Origin of the sequence: Aeromonas sp. 75A (genome assembly GCF_051919425.1) — a bacterium.
GTDB lineage: Bacteria > Pseudomonadota > Gammaproteobacteria > Enterobacterales > Aeromonadaceae > Aeromonas > Aeromonas veronii.
The window spans coordinates 128,209-144,084 of record NZ_JBQBES010000002.1; the positions used below are offsets into that span (position 1 = coordinate 128,209).

Sequence of the window (15,876 nt, forward strand, 5' to 3'; positions counted from 1 at the left end):
TTCGGGAGCACCGCCATGCGCCGCCTCTTTATCCAGTTCTATCTGTTGCTGATCGGCTGCTTCACCCTGGCCATCCTGCTGGTTGGTGTGGTCTATCAGGTGACCGCCGAACGGGCGGGTGATCGCTATCTCGAACGCATGATGCAGGGCTCTCTTGGCCTGTTGACCGGCGAGTTGGCAAGAACCCCGCCAGAGCGCTGGCCCGATCGGCTGGCCGAGCAGAGCAGTCAGTTTACCCTCCCCCTCAAGATCGGCGAGCTGGTACGCCAGCCTCTGGCCAGCGAGGATCAGGCGTTTCTGGCCGCCGGCAACATTGTCATCGTCGAGGAGGATGACACCTTCCTGCAGCGCATCCCCGATACCGAGCGGGTGCTGATTGTCGGCCCTGTACCCTACCTCTCCTACCTGCACGAGCTGCACTGGGTCGATGTGGGCCTGCTGCTGGTGATCGGCCTCTCTCTCGGCCTGCCCATCCTTCTGTGGCTGCGGCCCCACTGGCGCGGCTTGCAGCAGTTGGAGCAAACCGCACGTCGCGTAGGCGATGGGGATCTCTCCTGCCGAACCAATCTGCCACCGGGAAGCAGTCTGGCCCGGGTGGGACGCACCTTCGATCAAATGGCGACCCAATTGCAGGCCATGATTGCCAGCCGCAAACAACTGACCGATGCCATCGCCCACGAGTTGCGCACCCCGCTGGTCCGGTTGCGCTATCGGCTTGCCATGCTCGATCCTGCCCCTGCCGAGCAGGAGCAGCAGGCGCTGGAGCGAGATCTGGGAGCGCTGGACGCCCTGATCGAAGAGATGCTCACCTACGCTAAGCTGGATAGACCCGAGCTGCCGTTGCAGCGCGACGAGCTGGAGCTCAGTCACTGGGCACAAGCGCATCTCGGCGACTGGCAAGCGCTGGCACCCGAGAAGAGGCTCACCCTCGATCTGCCGCCACGCCACATGCCCTGGTGCGGCGATCAGCGTCTGCTGACGCGCGCGGTGGAGAACCTCATCGGCAATGCCCTGCGCTACGCCGAGAGCGAGGTTACCCTCTCCATCTCGCGGCTACAGGAGAACTATCTGCTGGAGGTGAGCGACGATGGACCGGGGATCGATCCGGCGCTAGCGCCCCAGATCTTCGAGCCGTTCGTGCGCCTTGATCAGAGCCGGGATCGTCGCACCGGCGGCACCGGACTGGGGCTGGCCATCGTGCGCAGCATTGCCCGTCATCACGGGGGCGATGTGGCGTTGCTGGCCAGTGACCACGGCGCCCGCTTCTGCCTCACCCTGCCTGTACATTTGGATACAAACCGTCACCAACCGCTCACTGACGGGCCGCCACAACCGTCATAGGATGACTGTCATGGAGAACGCTCCATAACATCAACCCGAATAAGGAAATTGAACATGAAAAAGATCATTCCCCTGACCCTGGCTGCCGTCTTCGCCCTCACCTCCGGTTTCACCATGGCGGCCACCCCGACCAAGACAGCCGCGCCGCAGGCGACCCAGACCAAGGTGGTGAAAAAACACCATAAAGCCACCCACGCCAAGACCCCTGCCGTCAAAGTCGCGCCGAAAACCAAGTGATCCAACCGGTCACTGGATAGCACCAAGGGAGGCTGATGCCTCCCTTTCCATCTCTTCCCGAAATTTTCCTGACGAGCGCCTCCCTCGTCCAAACCGGATCCACGACCCGGCTCCCCCTTTGCGGGAAACGGTCAATGACCACAGGAACATGGCATGTGGCGTCATCTGTTTAAATGGCTCGGCCCCTTGTGCAGTTTGCTGCTGCTCGGCACCGCACTGACCGTGCTGTATCACCTGACTCAGGCATGGCACTGGCACGATATTCGTGTGGCCATCTGGTCCCAACCCCTGCCGCGACTGGCGGGGGCCCTGTTGCTGACCCTGCTCAGTTATGGTTGCCTCTGCAGCTATGACATACTGGCGCTCCATGCGCTGGGCAAGCGCCTTCCCTGGCAACAGGTCAGCATCACCTCCTTTATCGCCTACACCTTCTCCAACACCTTGGGATTTGCCCTGCTGACCGGCACCTCGGTACGCTATCGCCTTTACTCCGCACTGGGGCTCGCCACCGGAGAAGTGGCCCGCGTGGTGCTGTTCTGCTCCATCACCTTCTTCCTCGGCCTGCTGGCGTGGGGAGGTGGCGCCCTACTGACCTGCGATGTATCACAGTTGCTGCCTGACTGGCCGCAATGGGCAGATACCCTGCTCAAGCTGGCGGGCATGATGGCTCTGCTGTTGGTGGCCTGCTACCTCTGCTGGCCCGCCCCACGTCTATCTTTGCGGAAACACACCCTGACCCTGCCGGGCTTTCGGATACGTCTGTTGCAACTGTTGGTCGCGCTGGCCGACTGGATGGCCGCCGCCGCCGTGCTGTTTGTGCTGTTGCCTGCAGATAGCGTCCCCTACCCTGTGCTGCTCAGTGCCTTCGTGCTGGCCAGCTTCCTCGGGGTACTGGCCCACGTGCCGGGCGGGATCGGGGTGTTCGAAGCGAGCATGAGCCTGTTGCTGGCTAACTACCTGCCAACCGACAAGCTGCTCGCCTCGCTGCTGCTCTATCGCTGCATCTATTACCTGCTTCCCTTTCTCTGTGCCCTGCTGCTCTTTGCGAGTCAGGAGATGCTGCAACAAAAAGCGCGCTGGCAGCGGCTACAGGGGCTGATGAGCGCGGTGCGCGAATTTCTGCCTGCCCTTATCAGCATGGGCACCTTCGCCGCCGGCAGCCTGCTGCTCTGCTCGGGCATGATCCCGACCATGCGCAGCCACATCGAGGTGTGGCTGCAAGTGCTGCCGCTCCACCTGCTCGAGCTCTCCCACGTGCTCGGCAGTGTGAGCGGCATCCTCCTGATCCTGTTGGCGCGCAGCCTCTATCGCCGTCACGACGCCGCGTTTCGCATCACCCAGCTGCTGCTGGCACTGGGGATCGCCTTCTCCCTGCTCAAGGGTGGGGACTGGGAGTCAGCCCTGCTGCTCGGCAGCTTCCTGTTCATAATGACCCCCTGCCGCTCCCTCTTCTATCGCAAGGGGTCGCTGCTCTATCCCCAGTACACCCCGGGCTGGCTCATCTCGGTCGGCGCCGTGCTGCTGGGGGCGCTGTGGCTGCTGCTCTTCTCTTATCGCCAAGTGGAGTATGACCACGCCCTCTGGTTCCACTTCTCGCCCCACGGCGGGGCTGCCCGCGGCCTGCGCGCCATGGGGAGCGTGGTGGCCGTGCTGGCCGTGGCCGGAGTTGCCCAATTGCTTGCACCGCTGCGCATGGTCGGTGAAAAGCCGGACAAGGAGACGCTGGCGCGCGCCCACGAACTGGTGGTGCGTGAAGGGGGGATCCACGGCTATCTGGCCCAGTTGCAGGACAAGTCCCTGCTGTTCCACCCCGCCGGTGACGCCTTCCTGATGTATGGCATCGAGGGCAACAGCTGGATTGTGATGGGGGATCCCGTCGGTCGCCCCGAGCAGATCGAAGAGCTGCTCTGGCAATTTCGCGAGCGCTGCGACGAGCACGACGCCAACCCGGTCTTTTATCAGGTCTCGGCCCGCTATCTTCCGCTCTATCTGGAGCTGGGGCTGATCCCCTTCAAGCTTGGTGAAGAGGCGATGGTCGATCTGGCCACCTTCGATCTGGCAGGCAGCCGGCTGCGCAACCTGCGCCAGAGCCACGCCAAGGGCAAACGGGAAGGGTTGACCTTCGAGGTGGTCGAGGCCAGTGCCGTGGCCCCCCTGCTGCCCAGATTGCAGACCGTCTCCGATACCTGGCTGCAGAGCAAGATGGGCAAGGAGAAGGGCTTCTCGGTCGGCCGTTTCGAGCCTGACTACCTGACTTTAAGTCCGGCTGCGCTGGTGTGGCACGAGGGGCAGATCGTCGGCTTTGCCAACATCTGGGTGAGCGATAGCAAGGAGATGCTCTCCATCGATCTGATGCGCTACAGCCTGGATACCGGCACTGCCCCCATCATGGATTTTCTCTTTGTCGAACTGCTGCTGTGGGGCAAGGCGCAAGGGTACGCCAGCTTCAATCTGGGGATGGCCCCCATGTCCGGCTTCAACGATCACCCGCTCAACAGCTACTGGGCCCGCCTTGGCAATACCCTGTTCGTCCGTGGCAGCCGTTTTTACAACTTTCAGGGGCTCAGACGCTACAAGGAGAAATTTTCGCCCCGCTGGGAACCCCGCTACCTGCTCTGCAGCAGCAAGCTGGTACTGCCCAGAACCCTGACTCACCTGATCACCCTGATTAGCCGCGGCCCGCTGGGGCTGATCAAGAAATAGGAGCATGGCCAATGAGAGCCTTGATTTTGCTGTTACTCAGTCTCGTACTGCCCGTTTCGTCTTTTGCGGCGCACGCCGCCCCGGTCAAGGATGACCTGAGCCTGATTGAGCTGCCGGTCAAGCAGCCATCCGACGCCCCCATGGTGATCTTTCTCAGCGGCGATGGTGGCTGGGCGGCCCTCGACAAGGGGTTGAGCGCCCAGTTTCAGTTGCACGGCATGCCGGTCGTGGGCTGGAGCTCCCTCACCTACTACTGGAAGAAGAAAACCCCGGAGCAGGTGACCGCCGATCTGGAGCGGATCCTCAATGATTACCAGACTCGCTGGCAACGTCCCCGCTGGCTGCTGGTCGGCTTCTCGTTTGGTGCCGAGATTGTCCCCTTCGTCATCAACCGGTTGCCGGAGCACTATCGTCAGGGGCTGGTCGGGGCCGTGATGCTCTCCCCCTCCACCAGCTCGGACTTCGAGATCCACGTCAGCGACATGCTGACCCACAAGGCCCGCAGCTACCCGACCGAACCGCAGGTGAAAACCATCCGGGATCTGCCGATGGTCTGCCTGCAAGGTGCCGATGATGACGACGACGACCGCCTCTGCCCCCGTCTCAACCAGCCCAACGTCACCACCGTCACCCTGCCGGGCGGCCACCACTTTGAGGATGATTACCCGGTGCTCTATCAGGCCATCACCAAGCAGCTGAACGTGCCCTGAATCAGCAGCCTGTAGAGCATTAACCGGTATCACCACGGAATGCCTTTTAAGTACCGAGCAGGGCAAATCAGCGAGCAATAAAAAGGGCCTCTCTTGCGAGAGGCCCTTTAACTGAATTCGACAGCAAGTTTGACAGGATTAGGCTTGGGTTCGGCAGCAAGATCACTGCGGCTGTTCACTCCAATTGGCCAATCGGCTCAGCCAGATGCTGGGCTATCAACAATGAGGATTTGCAGTCCTATGCTGACAACCGCTCGGGATTGCGTCATAAAACAAAAGCCCTGATGTTTCCATCAGGGCTTTGCAATTTGGCGGTGAGGGAGGGATTCGAACCCTCGATACGTTGCCGTATACACACTTTCCAGGCGTGCTCCTTCAGCCACTCGGACACCTCACCAAATTTTTGCTCACTGCTTTATGTGCTTGAGCAGCACATTCGCTGGCGGACCATGCCGCGGCGACGGGGCGTAATGTAAGGGATACGATGGCTTTTGGTCAATGCAATTTTTTACTTTTTGCGTTCGTTTGCTCAATATCCGAACCAAGTGACCAAAAATATGCCGTTTCGTATCCCTTTCAATCAATTTACTGCCGCTTCGTGCAAATGTTCACCTTTGAGCGCCTCTTCCAGCGAGCCGTAAAATTCCAGCTTGCCGGGCTGCGGCCGCACCTTGGCACGGGCCAGGGTCTTGAGCGGTTGGAACTGCAACTCAGCCACCCGCAACTCGACACCGGCTTTGGCCATCTGCTTGCCAAAGTGGAGGAAGGCTGACAGGCCGCCCGCATCGAGGATGGAAACCGCCTCCATCTGCAACACCAGCACCTTGTGCCCTTTCACTTGCGCTTCCAGCTCGGCAAAGACCCGTTCGGCCGCTGCGAAGAAGAGCGGGCCGTTGATCTTGTAGAGCAGGCCATTGTTCGGCACCTCATGGGCATAGCGCTTGTGTTCGGCCAAGTCGTGCAGTTTGGTCATCTTGGCGATTTCGCGCATAAAGAGCAGGGAGGCCAGAATCACCCCGAAAGTGATGGCGATGACCATGTCGAAAATGACGGTGAGCGACAGGCAGACCAGCAGCACCAGCACATCGGATTTAGGGGCGCGACGGATCAGCTCCACCACCTTGTGCGCTTCACTCATATTCCAGGCCACGATGAGCAGCAAGGCAGCCATGGCCGAGAGCGGCAACCAAGAGAGCCAAGGGGTCAGCACCAGAATGGCGGCCAGCACCACCAGCGCATGGACGATCCCCGAGACGGGGGACGTAGCGCCGGCACGCACGTTGGCGGCAGAGCGGGCGATGGCAGCAGTAGCGGTAATACCGCCAAAGAAGGGGGCGAAGATGTTGCCAAGCCCCTGCCCCACCAGTTCGGCGTTGGAGCTGTGTTTGCGACCTGTCATGCCATCGAGCACCACGGCGCAGAGCAGCGACTCGATCGCCCCCAGCATCGCCATGGAGAAGGCGGCAGGCAGCAGCCGCTCAACAGCCGCCAGGTTCCATTCAACCGGCAAGCCATCCGGTCCGGGCAAGGCCCAGGGCATCACCAGGGTCGGCGCGATGGGCGGGATCCCCATCCCTTGAGTGCCATCGGCCAGGGTATAGCTGAACTTGCTGCCGATGGTGGCCACATCCACCCCGAAGTAATGGAGGCCAAAACCCAGACCCACCCCGACCAGCACCGCGGGCAAGTGGCCGGGCACCGGCAGACGCAGGCGCGGCCAGAGCAGCAGCACGGCCAGCGTTGCGACCCCCACCAGGGTATCGCCCCACTGCCAGCTTGGCAGGGCGGCGGCCAGCGCCTCGACCTTGCCCAGATAGGTTTCCGGCATCTCGGGCACGCTTAGGCCAAAGAAGTCCTTGATCTGCAAGGTGGCGATCACGATGGCGATACCACCGGTAAAGCCCAGCGTCACTGACGGGGGAATGTACTCGATAAGGCGGCCAAGACGGGCCATCCCCATCGCCACCAGAAAGAGGCCTGAGATAAGCGTCGCCATCAACAGACCGCCAACCCCGAACTGCTGGGCGACCGGGTAGAGGATCACGACAAAGGCTGCGGTCGGGCCGGAGATGGAGTAACGGGAACCACCGGTCACGGCGATCACGATACCGGCGATGATGGCGGTATAGAGACCGTGTTGCGGCGGTACACCGCTGGCGATGGCCAGCGCCATGGCGAGCGGGATGGCGATGATGCCCACCGTCACACCGGCGATAAGATCACGGCCGAAGCGGGCCATGCTGTAGGGTTCATCAATACAGGACTGGCGTAAGGCTATGGCGAGCTTCACGCTATTTAAAGAGGCTTGCTTGTGCATGTATATCGTAATACCAGAAGAGGGAGATAAAGGCCGGAGAGATCCGGCGCCCGATCATCATCAAGGGCCGGCAGGGCTGTCGACGCGGCGATGGTATCCTGCGTAACCTTACTCCAGACGGGCCATTTTTTCGATGGGCAGGATCAATGAAACGCGCGCTCACCCATTATTTGGCCTATTTGCCGCCAAATCGCCGATCTTGGCTCCTGCTCTCCCCCTTTTTGCCACAAAGATTACCATTTGAGCCTCGCCTGGTTACCAGCACGTTCGCGACATCATGCTGCCATCATCAGGTTGATGCGAACCGAACCAATGTTCCCGGCATCAGTTGGCCAATGCGATGGCAAGGGACTGATTGTGCTGAAAATAAACCGCAAAGCGCAACTTTTGGGCAAACAGTCCGAAAATCCGGTTTTCGGGAAATTCGCGGGTTGACACCCGCCGCCCTGGTCATTAATATTCGCCCCGTCTTAACGAGACAGGCAATTCCTCCTTAGTTCAGTCGGTAGAACGGCGGACTGTTAATCCGTATGTCACTGGTTCAAGTCCAGTAGGAGGAGCCACTTTTCCCTCGTAGTTCAGTCGGTAGAACGGCGGACTGTTAATCCGTATGTCACAGGTTCAAGTCCTGTCGAGGGAGCCAAATTCTAAAGCTCAGCCTTTTGGCTGGGCTTTTTCGTATTTTCTGTTCTCCCCCTTCCCTACCTCGCGCGTCCCTCAAATGCCCTCTCTCATAACGCCTCTTGCCTGCATGTGATGACCAACCTGCATATAGCTTGAATTGTCTATTGAGCGCCATCCCATCAACAAAGAGCTGGATTGACCAGCCCCTTTGTGTGCACCTCATCTCACTGCCGGATGCCGGGATCAGAAGCGGTAGAGCAGGCCCGTGGTGATGCTGGTGGCGCGAATGTCGTAAAAGTCGATCCAGGAGTCTGCATTGGCGTAGCTGGCGCTCAGGAGTGCAGAGAGCGGCGCAATGCCAAACAGCTGGTGCCAGAAGAGGGTGGCATCGATGGCCATGTCGCGGCTGTCGGCACGCTGGCCAAACAGCGGGTTGGCCTCGTCATAGTCGCGCTTGCCCAGATAGAGGTTGCTGACAAATGACCAGCGGGGCGAGGTTTTGGCGTACGTAAGCTGCAACCCCTTGCTCACATAAGACTCGGCCCTGCCCGCCAGATCCGCCCTCTGATAGCGCAATGCCGGCTCGAGGAACTGATCGTCTGCCAGCCGGAACTGGTAGGAGAGCTCGGCGGAGTTGACCCGGCCATTGCGATCCAGCATCCCCATCACAGCGCGACCATATTGCTCGCCGCTGGACTCCCCATCCACCTTGACGTCGCGGCTGGTGATGCTGCCACTGAGCGCACTGCCCCAGATGTTGTCCCACGCCAGACGGGCGCCGCGGGATCGCACGTCACTCTGCTCGCGTTCCACACCCACAGCAAAGGGATCGCGCCAGACCTTGACCGGGGTGGCATTGAACACCAGCGAACCGGCCACGATCCCCTTGTCCCCCAGTTGCTGGCGCAGCCCGAACTGCTGGGTACCGTCGCCACGAATGGCATCCTGAATGAGGTTGCCCAGGAACAACTGGCTACCGGTGGAGGCAAAGGTGTAACGCAGATCCCCGTTGATCACCGGATCAAGGTGACGCTGCTGCGCCGCAGCACCCAAAGCGTCAATACGCTCGCTACCTGCACTCCCCGTGGCAAAATTGGACTTGGTCTCGCCAACGCTGACCCCCGCCAGCACACTGCCGGAAAAACCAGACTCCCCGGGAATGGCCCCCAGCTCTTGTGCCTGAACCCCGCTTGCAACCAGCATCCCCATACTCAACAGCAGACCAATACGCATCGCAACACTCCTGGCAAGCGACCACAAGAGTGGGCCGAGCCTGATAAATAGGAGGGAGGCAGTCGCCCCCCTGAATTGAGAAGCGGCATGTTACGGCAGGGAAAAATCACAAATAAGACAGCGGGATGCGGTTTTATTTTTTATGATGGCTTTTTATTTTTTTATAGGCGCAAGCAGGAGGCGACTCGGCATAATGAGCCCCCACAGCCTTGCAACGTTGCGGGCTGCTCGCGTCATACTCACTCTATTTAGCCCTGTTCCCAACATCGGAGTTCTCATGCGTCGATTCAATTTCATGCTCAATGGCAGCAGATTGATGATGTTCCCCTTCTACATTGGCATCCTCATCTGCGTGGTATTGCTGATGGTGAAGTTTGCCATGCAGCTCTATCAGCTTTCTGTAAACATTTTCGAGATCCCCTATCTGGACCTCATTACCGGCGTGCTGACCCTGGTGGACTTTATACTGGTGGCCCAGATGCTGATCCTGGTTGCTATTTGTGGCTATGTGCAATTTATCCAGACGGAAGAGCAGCGCGCCTCCCTTAGCAGCAACTGGCTTAGCAAGATCAACTTTGCCTCCCTCAAGCTCATCGTCATCAACTCGCTGGTGACTATTGCCGGAGTGGAGGTTCTCAAAGCCTTCCTCGAAGATGGCATCATCAATGAAGTCGATATGAAGTGGTCCGTGGTGGTGTTTCTCGCCTTCTCGCTGGCCGCGCTCATCTATGCGGTGACCGAGCGGATGGCGGAGCATAAATAGTCGAGTTTGATCACTGTGCTTGTTCAGCCTTGATTCACCAGCAATACAATTGATAACACTTTTCATTACTCTTACTGCGTTATAAACTTGCTCCCCCCGGGCTGCCCCGCCCGGGTGCTGGAGCCTTTATGACAAGCCTTTCTCTCTCACCCCGACAATTCTGGCAGTGGCTGGCCTACCACCATCAGGCCGCCGAGGGCACCCTCTATCTGATGTTCTTCTCCGGCCTGCTGCTGTGGGAACCGCTGACTCCGCTCTGGTCGCTGGCACGCTGGAATCTGTTTTTCCATGTGATGCTCTCGCTCACCCTGTTCCCGCTGCTGTTTGGCGCCTTCTGGCTCTCCCATCGCAGCTTGTTGAATCGCAGCAACAAACCTTTTTTGCGCACCACGGGGCGGATTATTGAAGCCCTGCTGCTGACCTGTCTGGCCAGCGGCCTGCTGCTGGTACTGCACGGCACCCCGGGCGATGCCATGGGCAACCTCGCCAGCTGGGCCCACTGGTTGAGCGCATTGGCGTTAACTCCTCTGGTGCTGCGCCACGCCTGGCGCTGGACCATCTTGAAATGGCGCACCTGATCCCATGTTGAAGTCTTCGTTCTCTGCATATTTGTCACCCCTGCTGGCCCTCCTCCTGCTGCTGACCAGCCCCTTTGCGTTGGCCCAGCAGATGGGCACAGGGATGCTTGCCTATGAGGAGGGGCAAAGCCCGCGCCTCGTCACCGCCAACCTGAGCGCAGGTTCCGTCACCCTGCTTGAGCGCGATAGCGGCAAGCGCCTCAAAGAGGTGCCGCTGGGGGGCGATCTACGCCAGATTGCCCGCGCCGATGATGGCACTCTGCTGGTCACCGACTACAGCGGCGATCGCCTGCTGCTGCTGGATGATGATCTCGATCTGGAAAAGGCGATCCCCACCGGTCATCGCCCCTATGGGGTCATCTTCGATGCCAAGCGGCAGTGGTTCTGGGTCACGTTGTTCGAATCCGCTCGCCTGCAGGCTTACGACAGCGCCGGCAACCTCCAGCTGGATGCAGAAACCGCCGAGACTCCCCGTGGACTAGCCCTGACCAACAACGATCGCCTGCTGCTGACCCACGCCATGACCGGCCAGCTCGCCATCTATGATCTCGCCAAGCTTGGCCACGGCGCCAAGGGTTCCTCGCTTCCCAAGCCCAAGCTCATTACCCTGACCGAAACCCATAGCGACACGCCGAGCGACTCGCAGGGCTTGCCGCGCCAGCTCGATGGCATCGCCCTCTCCCCCGATGGCAGCGAGGCCTGGCTGCCCCATGTGCTCTGGAGCTTCGATCACCCCTTCCAGTTTCAGAGCACCGTCTTTCCGGCCGTCTCCATCATCGATCTCGATGAGGAGAAAGAGCGGGTCGATGAAAGAAAACAGCTCTTTTTGCAGATCAATCTGCCAAGCGTCGGCAACCGCAGCCAGATCGTCTCCAACCCGTTTGCAGCCCGATTTGCCGCCGATGGCAAGCGAGTCTATCTGACCCTGGCTGGCTCGGAAGATCTGCTGGTGTTTGACCTCTCCCGCAGCGGCAAGTCCAACAACAACCGTCACCGCCGCAAGAAGTTTCAGGGGGGCGCCAAGGCGACCCAGCTCTTGCGTCACCTGCCGGGCCAGAATCCGCGGGATCTGCTGATCGATGGCGACCATATTCTGGTGCACAACGCCATGGGGCAGGATCTTACCCGCCTCAATAGCGGCGGTAGCGGCCCGTTTGCCCGAGTCACCGTCGATCTGCCCCACTTCGCCAAGCTGGTAGAGACGGATCCGCGCCCCGAACCGCTTCAGCGCGGTGAGCGGCTGTTTAACCTCGGTAACACAGCGTCCAACTCACGCTTCCCCATGGCGGGAGACAACTGGATGAGCTGCAACTCCTGCCATCTGGATGGGTTCAACTTCACCAACCGCTATCTGATGGCGGCCCATCGCCAGCAGAGCGGCGACAACGCTATCAACGGCCACGCCAACCTCACCAACATGGTGGCGGGGGATTTTGTCGGCGAATACCTGCGCATGACCCAGCAGACCCAGGGCGGCATGGGCCATGACACCCGAGATGGCGCCGAGGCGGTTGACCCCGCGAGGCCCCAGTCCGAGGTGAAGGCGATGATGGAGGACTTGCACGCCTTCGTCACCGCTGATGGCAACCTCCCCTATCTGGCCAACTGGCTGCGGCTCGATGCCCCGCGCACCGATCCCGCCAAGGCGCCGACTACCCACCCGAAGGAGTGGCTGAACTCCGCCTCCTGCCAGAACTGCCACCAACAGGCCTTCAAAGATTGGAGCGAGAGCAACCACCGGCTGATGGGCAACTCCCATCCCTACTACAAGGTGGTACAGGCGCTGGCCCGCGAAACCGAAGGGGAAGCGTTTGGCCAATGGTGTCAGGGCTGCCATATGCCCCAGCAGGTGATGACCGGCCAGCTGGATCTGCCCAAGGGCTCCCACATGTTCGAGCAGGGTGGCGCCTCGCTGACTGCCGCTCACAAGGCGGGTGAACCTGTGGTTGAGGAAGGGACCGGCTGCGTGCTCTGCCATCGCATCACCAAGGTAGAAGATGCGGGCGGCAACAGCGCCTTTACCGTGAATTTGAAAGACCGCGAGAGCTATGTGTTCGAGGATGCCGCGGGTGGCAGCCTTAAGCACTGGCTGGCTGAGCGGCAGATCAACGCCCGTCCGGCGGCCCACAAAGCCTCCTATCAGAAGGATTTCTACCGCGACGCTACCCTGTGCAAATCGTGCCACAACGAGTTTGCCCCGGGCTCCGGCGCCAATATCGTCAACACCTGGGACGAGTGGGAAAAATCCAGCTTCGCGAACGCGGAGGATCCCGCCAAGCGGCGCACCTGTATCGACTGCCATATGAACCCGGAGCCGGGCAATGGCGGCGCGCCGGTGGCGGGCCAGTCCACCGAAAACGGCACCATGAAAGCCCGGCTCTATCGCCACAACTTTACCGGCGCCCAGCACCAGCTGGTGGGGCTGCGCAATCCCGACCTTGAACAGGAGAGTCTGGCGCTCTTGCGCTCCAGCGCTACCCTCTCCGCCCGTATCGAACAGGCGGCCGATAGTCAGCGGCTGGTGGTGCGGGTCGCCAATACCGGCGCGGGCCATGCCCTGCCCACCGGGGTAGCCGATTTTCGTGAACTCTGGCTGGAGCTGACCGTCACCGACGCCAACGGCAAGGTGGTGCTTGCCAGCGGCCAGCCGGTGGATGGTGCTGTCCCTGAGAATGCGAGACTGTTTCGCAAAGTGTTCGGTGATGCCGAGGGCAAGCCGGTGGGGCTCAAGTTCTGGCGCTACGCCAAGCTCTTGGAAGATACCCGCATTCCGGCCGATGGCTGGCGGGATGAAGTCTGGCCGCTGCCCGCAGAAGCCCAAGGGCCCTTCAAGACCGATATCAAACTCAATTTCCGCACCTACCCCAAGTGGGTCAATGATGCGGTGCGCGCCGCCGAGCCCAGCTTGCCGGAGCCACCCATAGTGCAGCTAAATCGGTTGCAACTTACCTTGCAGCCTCTCCCCGTCACGCCCGCTACGGAGCCTCAATCCTGATGTTTGCAAGTTTTCTCATTACTCTGCGCGAGGGGCTGGAAGCCTTCCTGCTGGTCGGCATCTGCCTCTCCTACCTCGCCAAGCTGGGGGCGAGCCGCTACAACAAGTTCATCTATCTGGGGGTGGGGCTTGGCCTTATCGCCTCCCTTGTGGTCGCCTTCCTGTTCCAGGTGGTGGTGAGCCAGTTCGAGAGCGAGCGCTACAACCACCTGTTGATGGCGGGGATCCTCATCTTCGCCACCTTGGTGCTCACCTATATGGCGATCTGGATGCAAAAGCAGGCCAAATCCCAGGTAGGGGCCATGACGGCGCGCATCGATGCGGCCATCGATGGCGGCAACCTGTTTGGTCTGGTGCTGCTTGCCTTCCTCGCCGTCATGCGCGAAGGGTTTGAAACCGTGCTCTTCTTCTCCGCCCTGCTCTACTCCGGTCAAGGGGTGGATCTGCAATCCGGCCTGATGGGCGCGCTGGCGGGGCTGCTGGTCTCCATCGCGCTGGTGTGGGGGCTGCTGCGCTCCACCCGCAAGGTGGCGCTGGCGCCTTTCTTCCGCTGGACCGGCCTGCTTATCATCATCATCGCCGCAGGCTTGCTCTCGTCCGCCGTCAACATGTTGCAAGCGGCAGACATCATCACCTTCTGGACCACGCCGGTGTTCGACATCAGCCACATTCTCGACGATCAGGGGGTATTTGGTACCTTCCTGCGTGCCCTGTTTGGCTACAATGCCTCACCCGCTGGCTTGCAGCTGCTGACCTGGGCCCTCTATCTGGCGATCTTCGTTACCCTCTGGCAGCGCAGCTATCGCCCGCAGGTGAGCGCCGCATCCAGCAAGGGCTGAGCCCGCACGCCCTGTGGCAACAAGGCCACGGGGTAACAACACCATTCGGGAGCCGCGCCTTGGCGCGGTTCCCTTATCTATCAAGCAGTTTCGGAATAGGTCATGAGCGATAACAACAAGAAAAGCATTGCAGTGCTGGGCGCTGGCCCCGCCGGTTTGATGGCGGCCTGGCGCCTGCGCCGCGCCGGTTTTGCAGTCACCCTGTTCGAGCAGGAGCCGGTGGTCGGCGGCATGTGCGCTACCCAGACCTTCAAGGGACGCGATGGGGAGTATCGCTTCGACTACGGCGGACACCGCTTTATCACCAAGAACCCCGAGCTGCTCGCCTTTATCGACGAGCTGATGGGGGACGATCTGCTCCACGCCGAGCGCAAGAGCGTGATCCGCTTTGGCGGGCGCACCTATGACTACCCCTTGAACCTGACCAACCTGCTCAAGACGGCGCCGCTCGCCCTGATGGCCGGTGCGGTAAAAGACTTGCTGCTGTTGCCCTTTAGCAAGAAGCCGGATGATTTCGCCAAGGCAAGCTTTGCCGAGTGGATCCAGAGCCACTTCGGCCGCACCCTCTATCGCCAGTTCTTCGAGGGCTACACCGGCAAACTGTGGGGCATCAACCCGGACAAGCTCTCCGCCGACTGGGCCGGTCAGCGCATCAGCCTCATCGACCTCAAAGACGTGGCGCGCCGCCTGCTACCAAGACGCAACGGCAGTATCTCGGTGCGCACCTATGCCCGCAAATACCGCTACCCCAAATATGGCTTCGGCCAGATCTTCACCACCTTGGGGGAGCGGCTGGTAGCAGAGGGCGTTGAGCTGAAAACCGGCGCCACCATCACCCGCCTTGAGCAGGCCGATGGCCGCATCGAACGGGTTTATTGGAAACAAGATGACGTTGAGCAGAGCGAGCAATTTGATCAGGTGATCTCCACCCTGCCGCTGCCGCTCACCTGCCAGCATCTGGGCTTGCCGTGCGATCTGCACTACCGGTCGCTTCGCTTCGTCAATATGCCGCTCAAACAGGAGAACCTGTCGGACAACACCTGGCAGTACCTCTCAGACCCCCATATTCTGGCCACCCGTCTGCAGGAGCCGCGCCGCCGCAGCCCCTTTATGGCGCCACAGGGCCAGACCTCGGTAATGCTGGAGATCCCCTGCAATCCGGGGGATGCCACCTGGCAGGCGCCGCTCTCTGATCTGCGCGGTCGGGTTACCACTGATCTCGCGAGTCTCGGTGTCGATACCGCCAAGCTTGGCGATGAAACTTTTGAAGCGCGCAGCGAATACGCCTATCCGCTGATGGATCTCGGCTATCAGGCGCGCCGCAACGAAGCCATCAAGGCGCTGATGCCCATCACCAACCTCATCATGACCGGCCGTCAGGGGACATTCCGCTACATCTTCACCGACACCGCCATGGAGATGGGCATGATGGCTGCCGACATGGTGATCGACGGGGTGGACAGACGCCACGCCATCTTTAACCATCGCAACGAAAATACCGTGATTGAAACCCAGAGCGTGGCCTGAGTGCCACGC

Annotated in this window: 11 protein-coding genes and 3 tRNA genes; 11 read left to right on the forward strand and 3 right to left on the reverse strand. The window is 60.5% G+C overall.

Annotation, left to right across the window (positions count from 1 at the left end; genetic code table 11):
* Positions 1–15: 15 nt before the first annotated feature.
* The 4 genes from rstB (at position 16) to ACTG2T_RS00610 (ending at position 4,991) form a co-directional block, all read left to right on the forward strand.
* Positions 16–1,341, forward strand: coding sequence for a two-component system sensor histidine kinase RstB (gene rstB / locus ACTG2T_RS00595; protein WP_330124430.1), 1,326 nt, complete (start codon positions 16–18; stop codon positions 1,339–1,341).
* Positions 1,342–1,395: 54 nt separating this feature from the next.
* A complete protein-coding gene (locus tag ACTG2T_RS00600; RefSeq protein ID WP_042055686.1) occupies positions 1,396–1,578 on the forward strand; it encodes a hypothetical protein in 183 nt (60 codons plus the stop codon).
* A gap of 153 nt (positions 1,579–1,731) precedes the next feature.
* The gene (gene mprF, locus ACTG2T_RS00605; RefSeq protein WP_330124431.1) at positions 1,732–4,281 is read left to right on the forward strand and encodes a bifunctional lysylphosphatidylglycerol flippase/synthetase MprF; all 2,550 of its coding nucleotides are present in this window, start codon (positions 1,732–1,734) and stop codon (positions 4,279–4,281) included.
* Positions 4,282–4,292: 11 nt separating this feature from the next.
* On the forward strand, positions 4,293–4,991 hold the full coding sequence (locus tag ACTG2T_RS00610; protein WP_330124432.1) for an AcvB/VirJ family lysyl-phosphatidylglycerol hydrolase: 699 nt from the start codon (positions 4,293–4,295) through the stop codon (positions 4,989–4,991).
* A gap of 309 nt (positions 4,992–5,300) precedes the next feature.
* On the opposite strand, the gene ACTG2T_RS00615 is transcribed toward ACTG2T_RS00610, so the two are convergent.
* Positions 5,301–5,388 (reverse strand) — tRNA-Ser (locus tag ACTG2T_RS00615).
* 183 nt (positions 5,389–5,571) lie between these two features.
* A complete protein-coding gene (dauA, locus tag ACTG2T_RS00620) occupies positions 5,572–7,308 on the reverse strand; it encodes a C4-dicarboxylic acid transporter DauA (protein ID WP_330124433.1) in 1,737 nt (578 codons plus the stop codon).
* Positions 7,309–7,795: 487 nt separating this feature from the next.
* Between dauA and ACTG2T_RS00625 the strand changes: the two genes are divergently transcribed.
* Positions 7,796–7,871, forward strand: a tRNA-Asn gene (locus ACTG2T_RS00625).
* A gap of 4 nt (positions 7,872–7,875) precedes the next feature.
* Positions 7,876–7,951: transfer RNA gene (locus tag ACTG2T_RS00630), tRNA-Asn, on the forward strand.
* A gap of 224 nt (positions 7,952–8,175) precedes the next feature.
* Here the strand turns inward: ACTG2T_RS00630 and ACTG2T_RS00635 are convergent.
* Positions 8,176–9,165: a DUF2860 family protein gene (locus tag ACTG2T_RS00635; protein WP_330124434.1), complete on the reverse strand. Its 990-nt coding sequence runs from the start codon at positions 9,163–9,165 to the stop codon at positions 8,176–8,178.
* A gap of 277 nt (positions 9,166–9,442) precedes the next feature.
* On the opposite strand from ACTG2T_RS00635, the gene ACTG2T_RS00640 reads away from it, so the two are divergent.
* The 5 genes from ACTG2T_RS00640 to ACTG2T_RS00660 all read left to right on the forward strand — a co-directional run bounded on the left by ACTG2T_RS00640 (position 9,443) and on the right by ACTG2T_RS00660 (position 15,867).
* Positions 9,443–9,928 carry a YqhA family protein gene (locus ACTG2T_RS00640; RefSeq protein ID WP_005333692.1) on the forward strand — a complete coding sequence of 162 codons (486 nt, stop codon included), beginning with the start codon at positions 9,443–9,445 and terminating at the stop codon, positions 9,926–9,928.
* A gap of 128 nt (positions 9,929–10,056) precedes the next feature.
* Positions 10,057–10,506: a hypothetical protein gene (locus ACTG2T_RS00645; protein WP_330124435.1), complete on the forward strand. Its 450-nt coding sequence runs from the start codon at positions 10,057–10,059 to the stop codon at positions 10,504–10,506.
* A gap of 4 nt (positions 10,507–10,510) precedes the next feature.
* Positions 10,511–13,501: a YncE family protein gene (locus ACTG2T_RS00650; protein ID WP_330124436.1), complete on the forward strand. Its 2,991-nt coding sequence runs from the start codon at positions 10,511–10,513 to the stop codon at positions 13,499–13,501.
* Positions 13,501–14,340, forward strand: coding sequence for an FTR1 family iron permease (locus tag ACTG2T_RS00655; protein ID WP_100645635.1), 840 nt, complete (start codon positions 13,501–13,503; stop codon positions 14,338–14,340). The genes ACTG2T_RS00650 and ACTG2T_RS00655 overlap by 1 nt, the downstream gene beginning before the upstream one ends.
* A gap of 102 nt (positions 14,341–14,442) precedes the next feature.
* The gene (locus ACTG2T_RS00660; protein WP_330124437.1) at positions 14,443–15,867 is read left to right on the forward strand and encodes an NAD(P)/FAD-dependent oxidoreductase; all 1,425 of its coding nucleotides are present in this window, start codon (positions 14,443–14,445) and stop codon (positions 15,865–15,867) included.
* The last annotated feature ends 9 nt before the right edge of the window (positions 15,868–15,876 follow it).

Bases quoted from the DNA above. Each gene is read 5' to 3' on its own strand.
- ACTG2T_RS00600 (WP_042055686.1), top strand. From the start codon at position 1,396: ATGAAAAAGATCATTCCCCTGACCCTGGCTGCCGTCTTCGCCCTCACC.
- mprF (WP_330124431.1), top strand. From the start codon at position 1,732: ATGTGGCGTCATCTGTTTAAATGGCTCGGCCCCTTGTGCAGTTTGCTG.
- ACTG2T_RS00645 (WP_330124435.1), top strand. From the start codon at position 10,057: ATGACAAGCCTTTCTCTCTCACCCCGACAATTCTGGCAGTGGCTGGCC.
- ACTG2T_RS00635 (WP_330124434.1), bottom strand. From the start codon at position 9,165: ATGCGTATTGGTCTGCTGTTGAGTATGGGGATGCTGGTTGCAAGCGGG.
- ACTG2T_RS00655 (WP_100645635.1), top strand. From the start codon at position 13,501: ATGTTTGCAAGTTTTCTCATTACTCTGCGCGAGGGGCTGGAAGCCTTC.
- ACTG2T_RS00640 (WP_005333692.1), top strand. From the start codon at position 9,443: ATGCGTCGATTCAATTTCATGCTCAATGGCAGCAGATTGATGATGTTC.
- ACTG2T_RS00660 (WP_330124437.1), top strand. From the start codon at position 14,443: ATGAGCGATAACAACAAGAAAAGCATTGCAGTGCTGGGCGCTGGCCCC.
- ACTG2T_RS00650 (WP_330124436.1), top strand. From the start codon at position 10,511: ATGTTGAAGTCTTCGTTCTCTGCATATTTGTCACCCCTGCTGGCCCTC.
- rstB (WP_330124430.1), top strand. From the start codon at position 16: ATGCGCCGCCTCTTTATCCAGTTCTATCTGTTGCTGATCGGCTGCTTC.
- dauA (WP_330124433.1), bottom strand. From the start codon at position 7,308: ATGCACAAGCAAGCCTCTTTAAATAGCGTGAAGCTCGCCATAGCCTTA.
- ACTG2T_RS00610 (WP_330124432.1), top strand. From the start codon at position 4,293: ATGAGAGCCTTGATTTTGCTGTTACTCAGTCTCGTACTGCCCGTTTCG.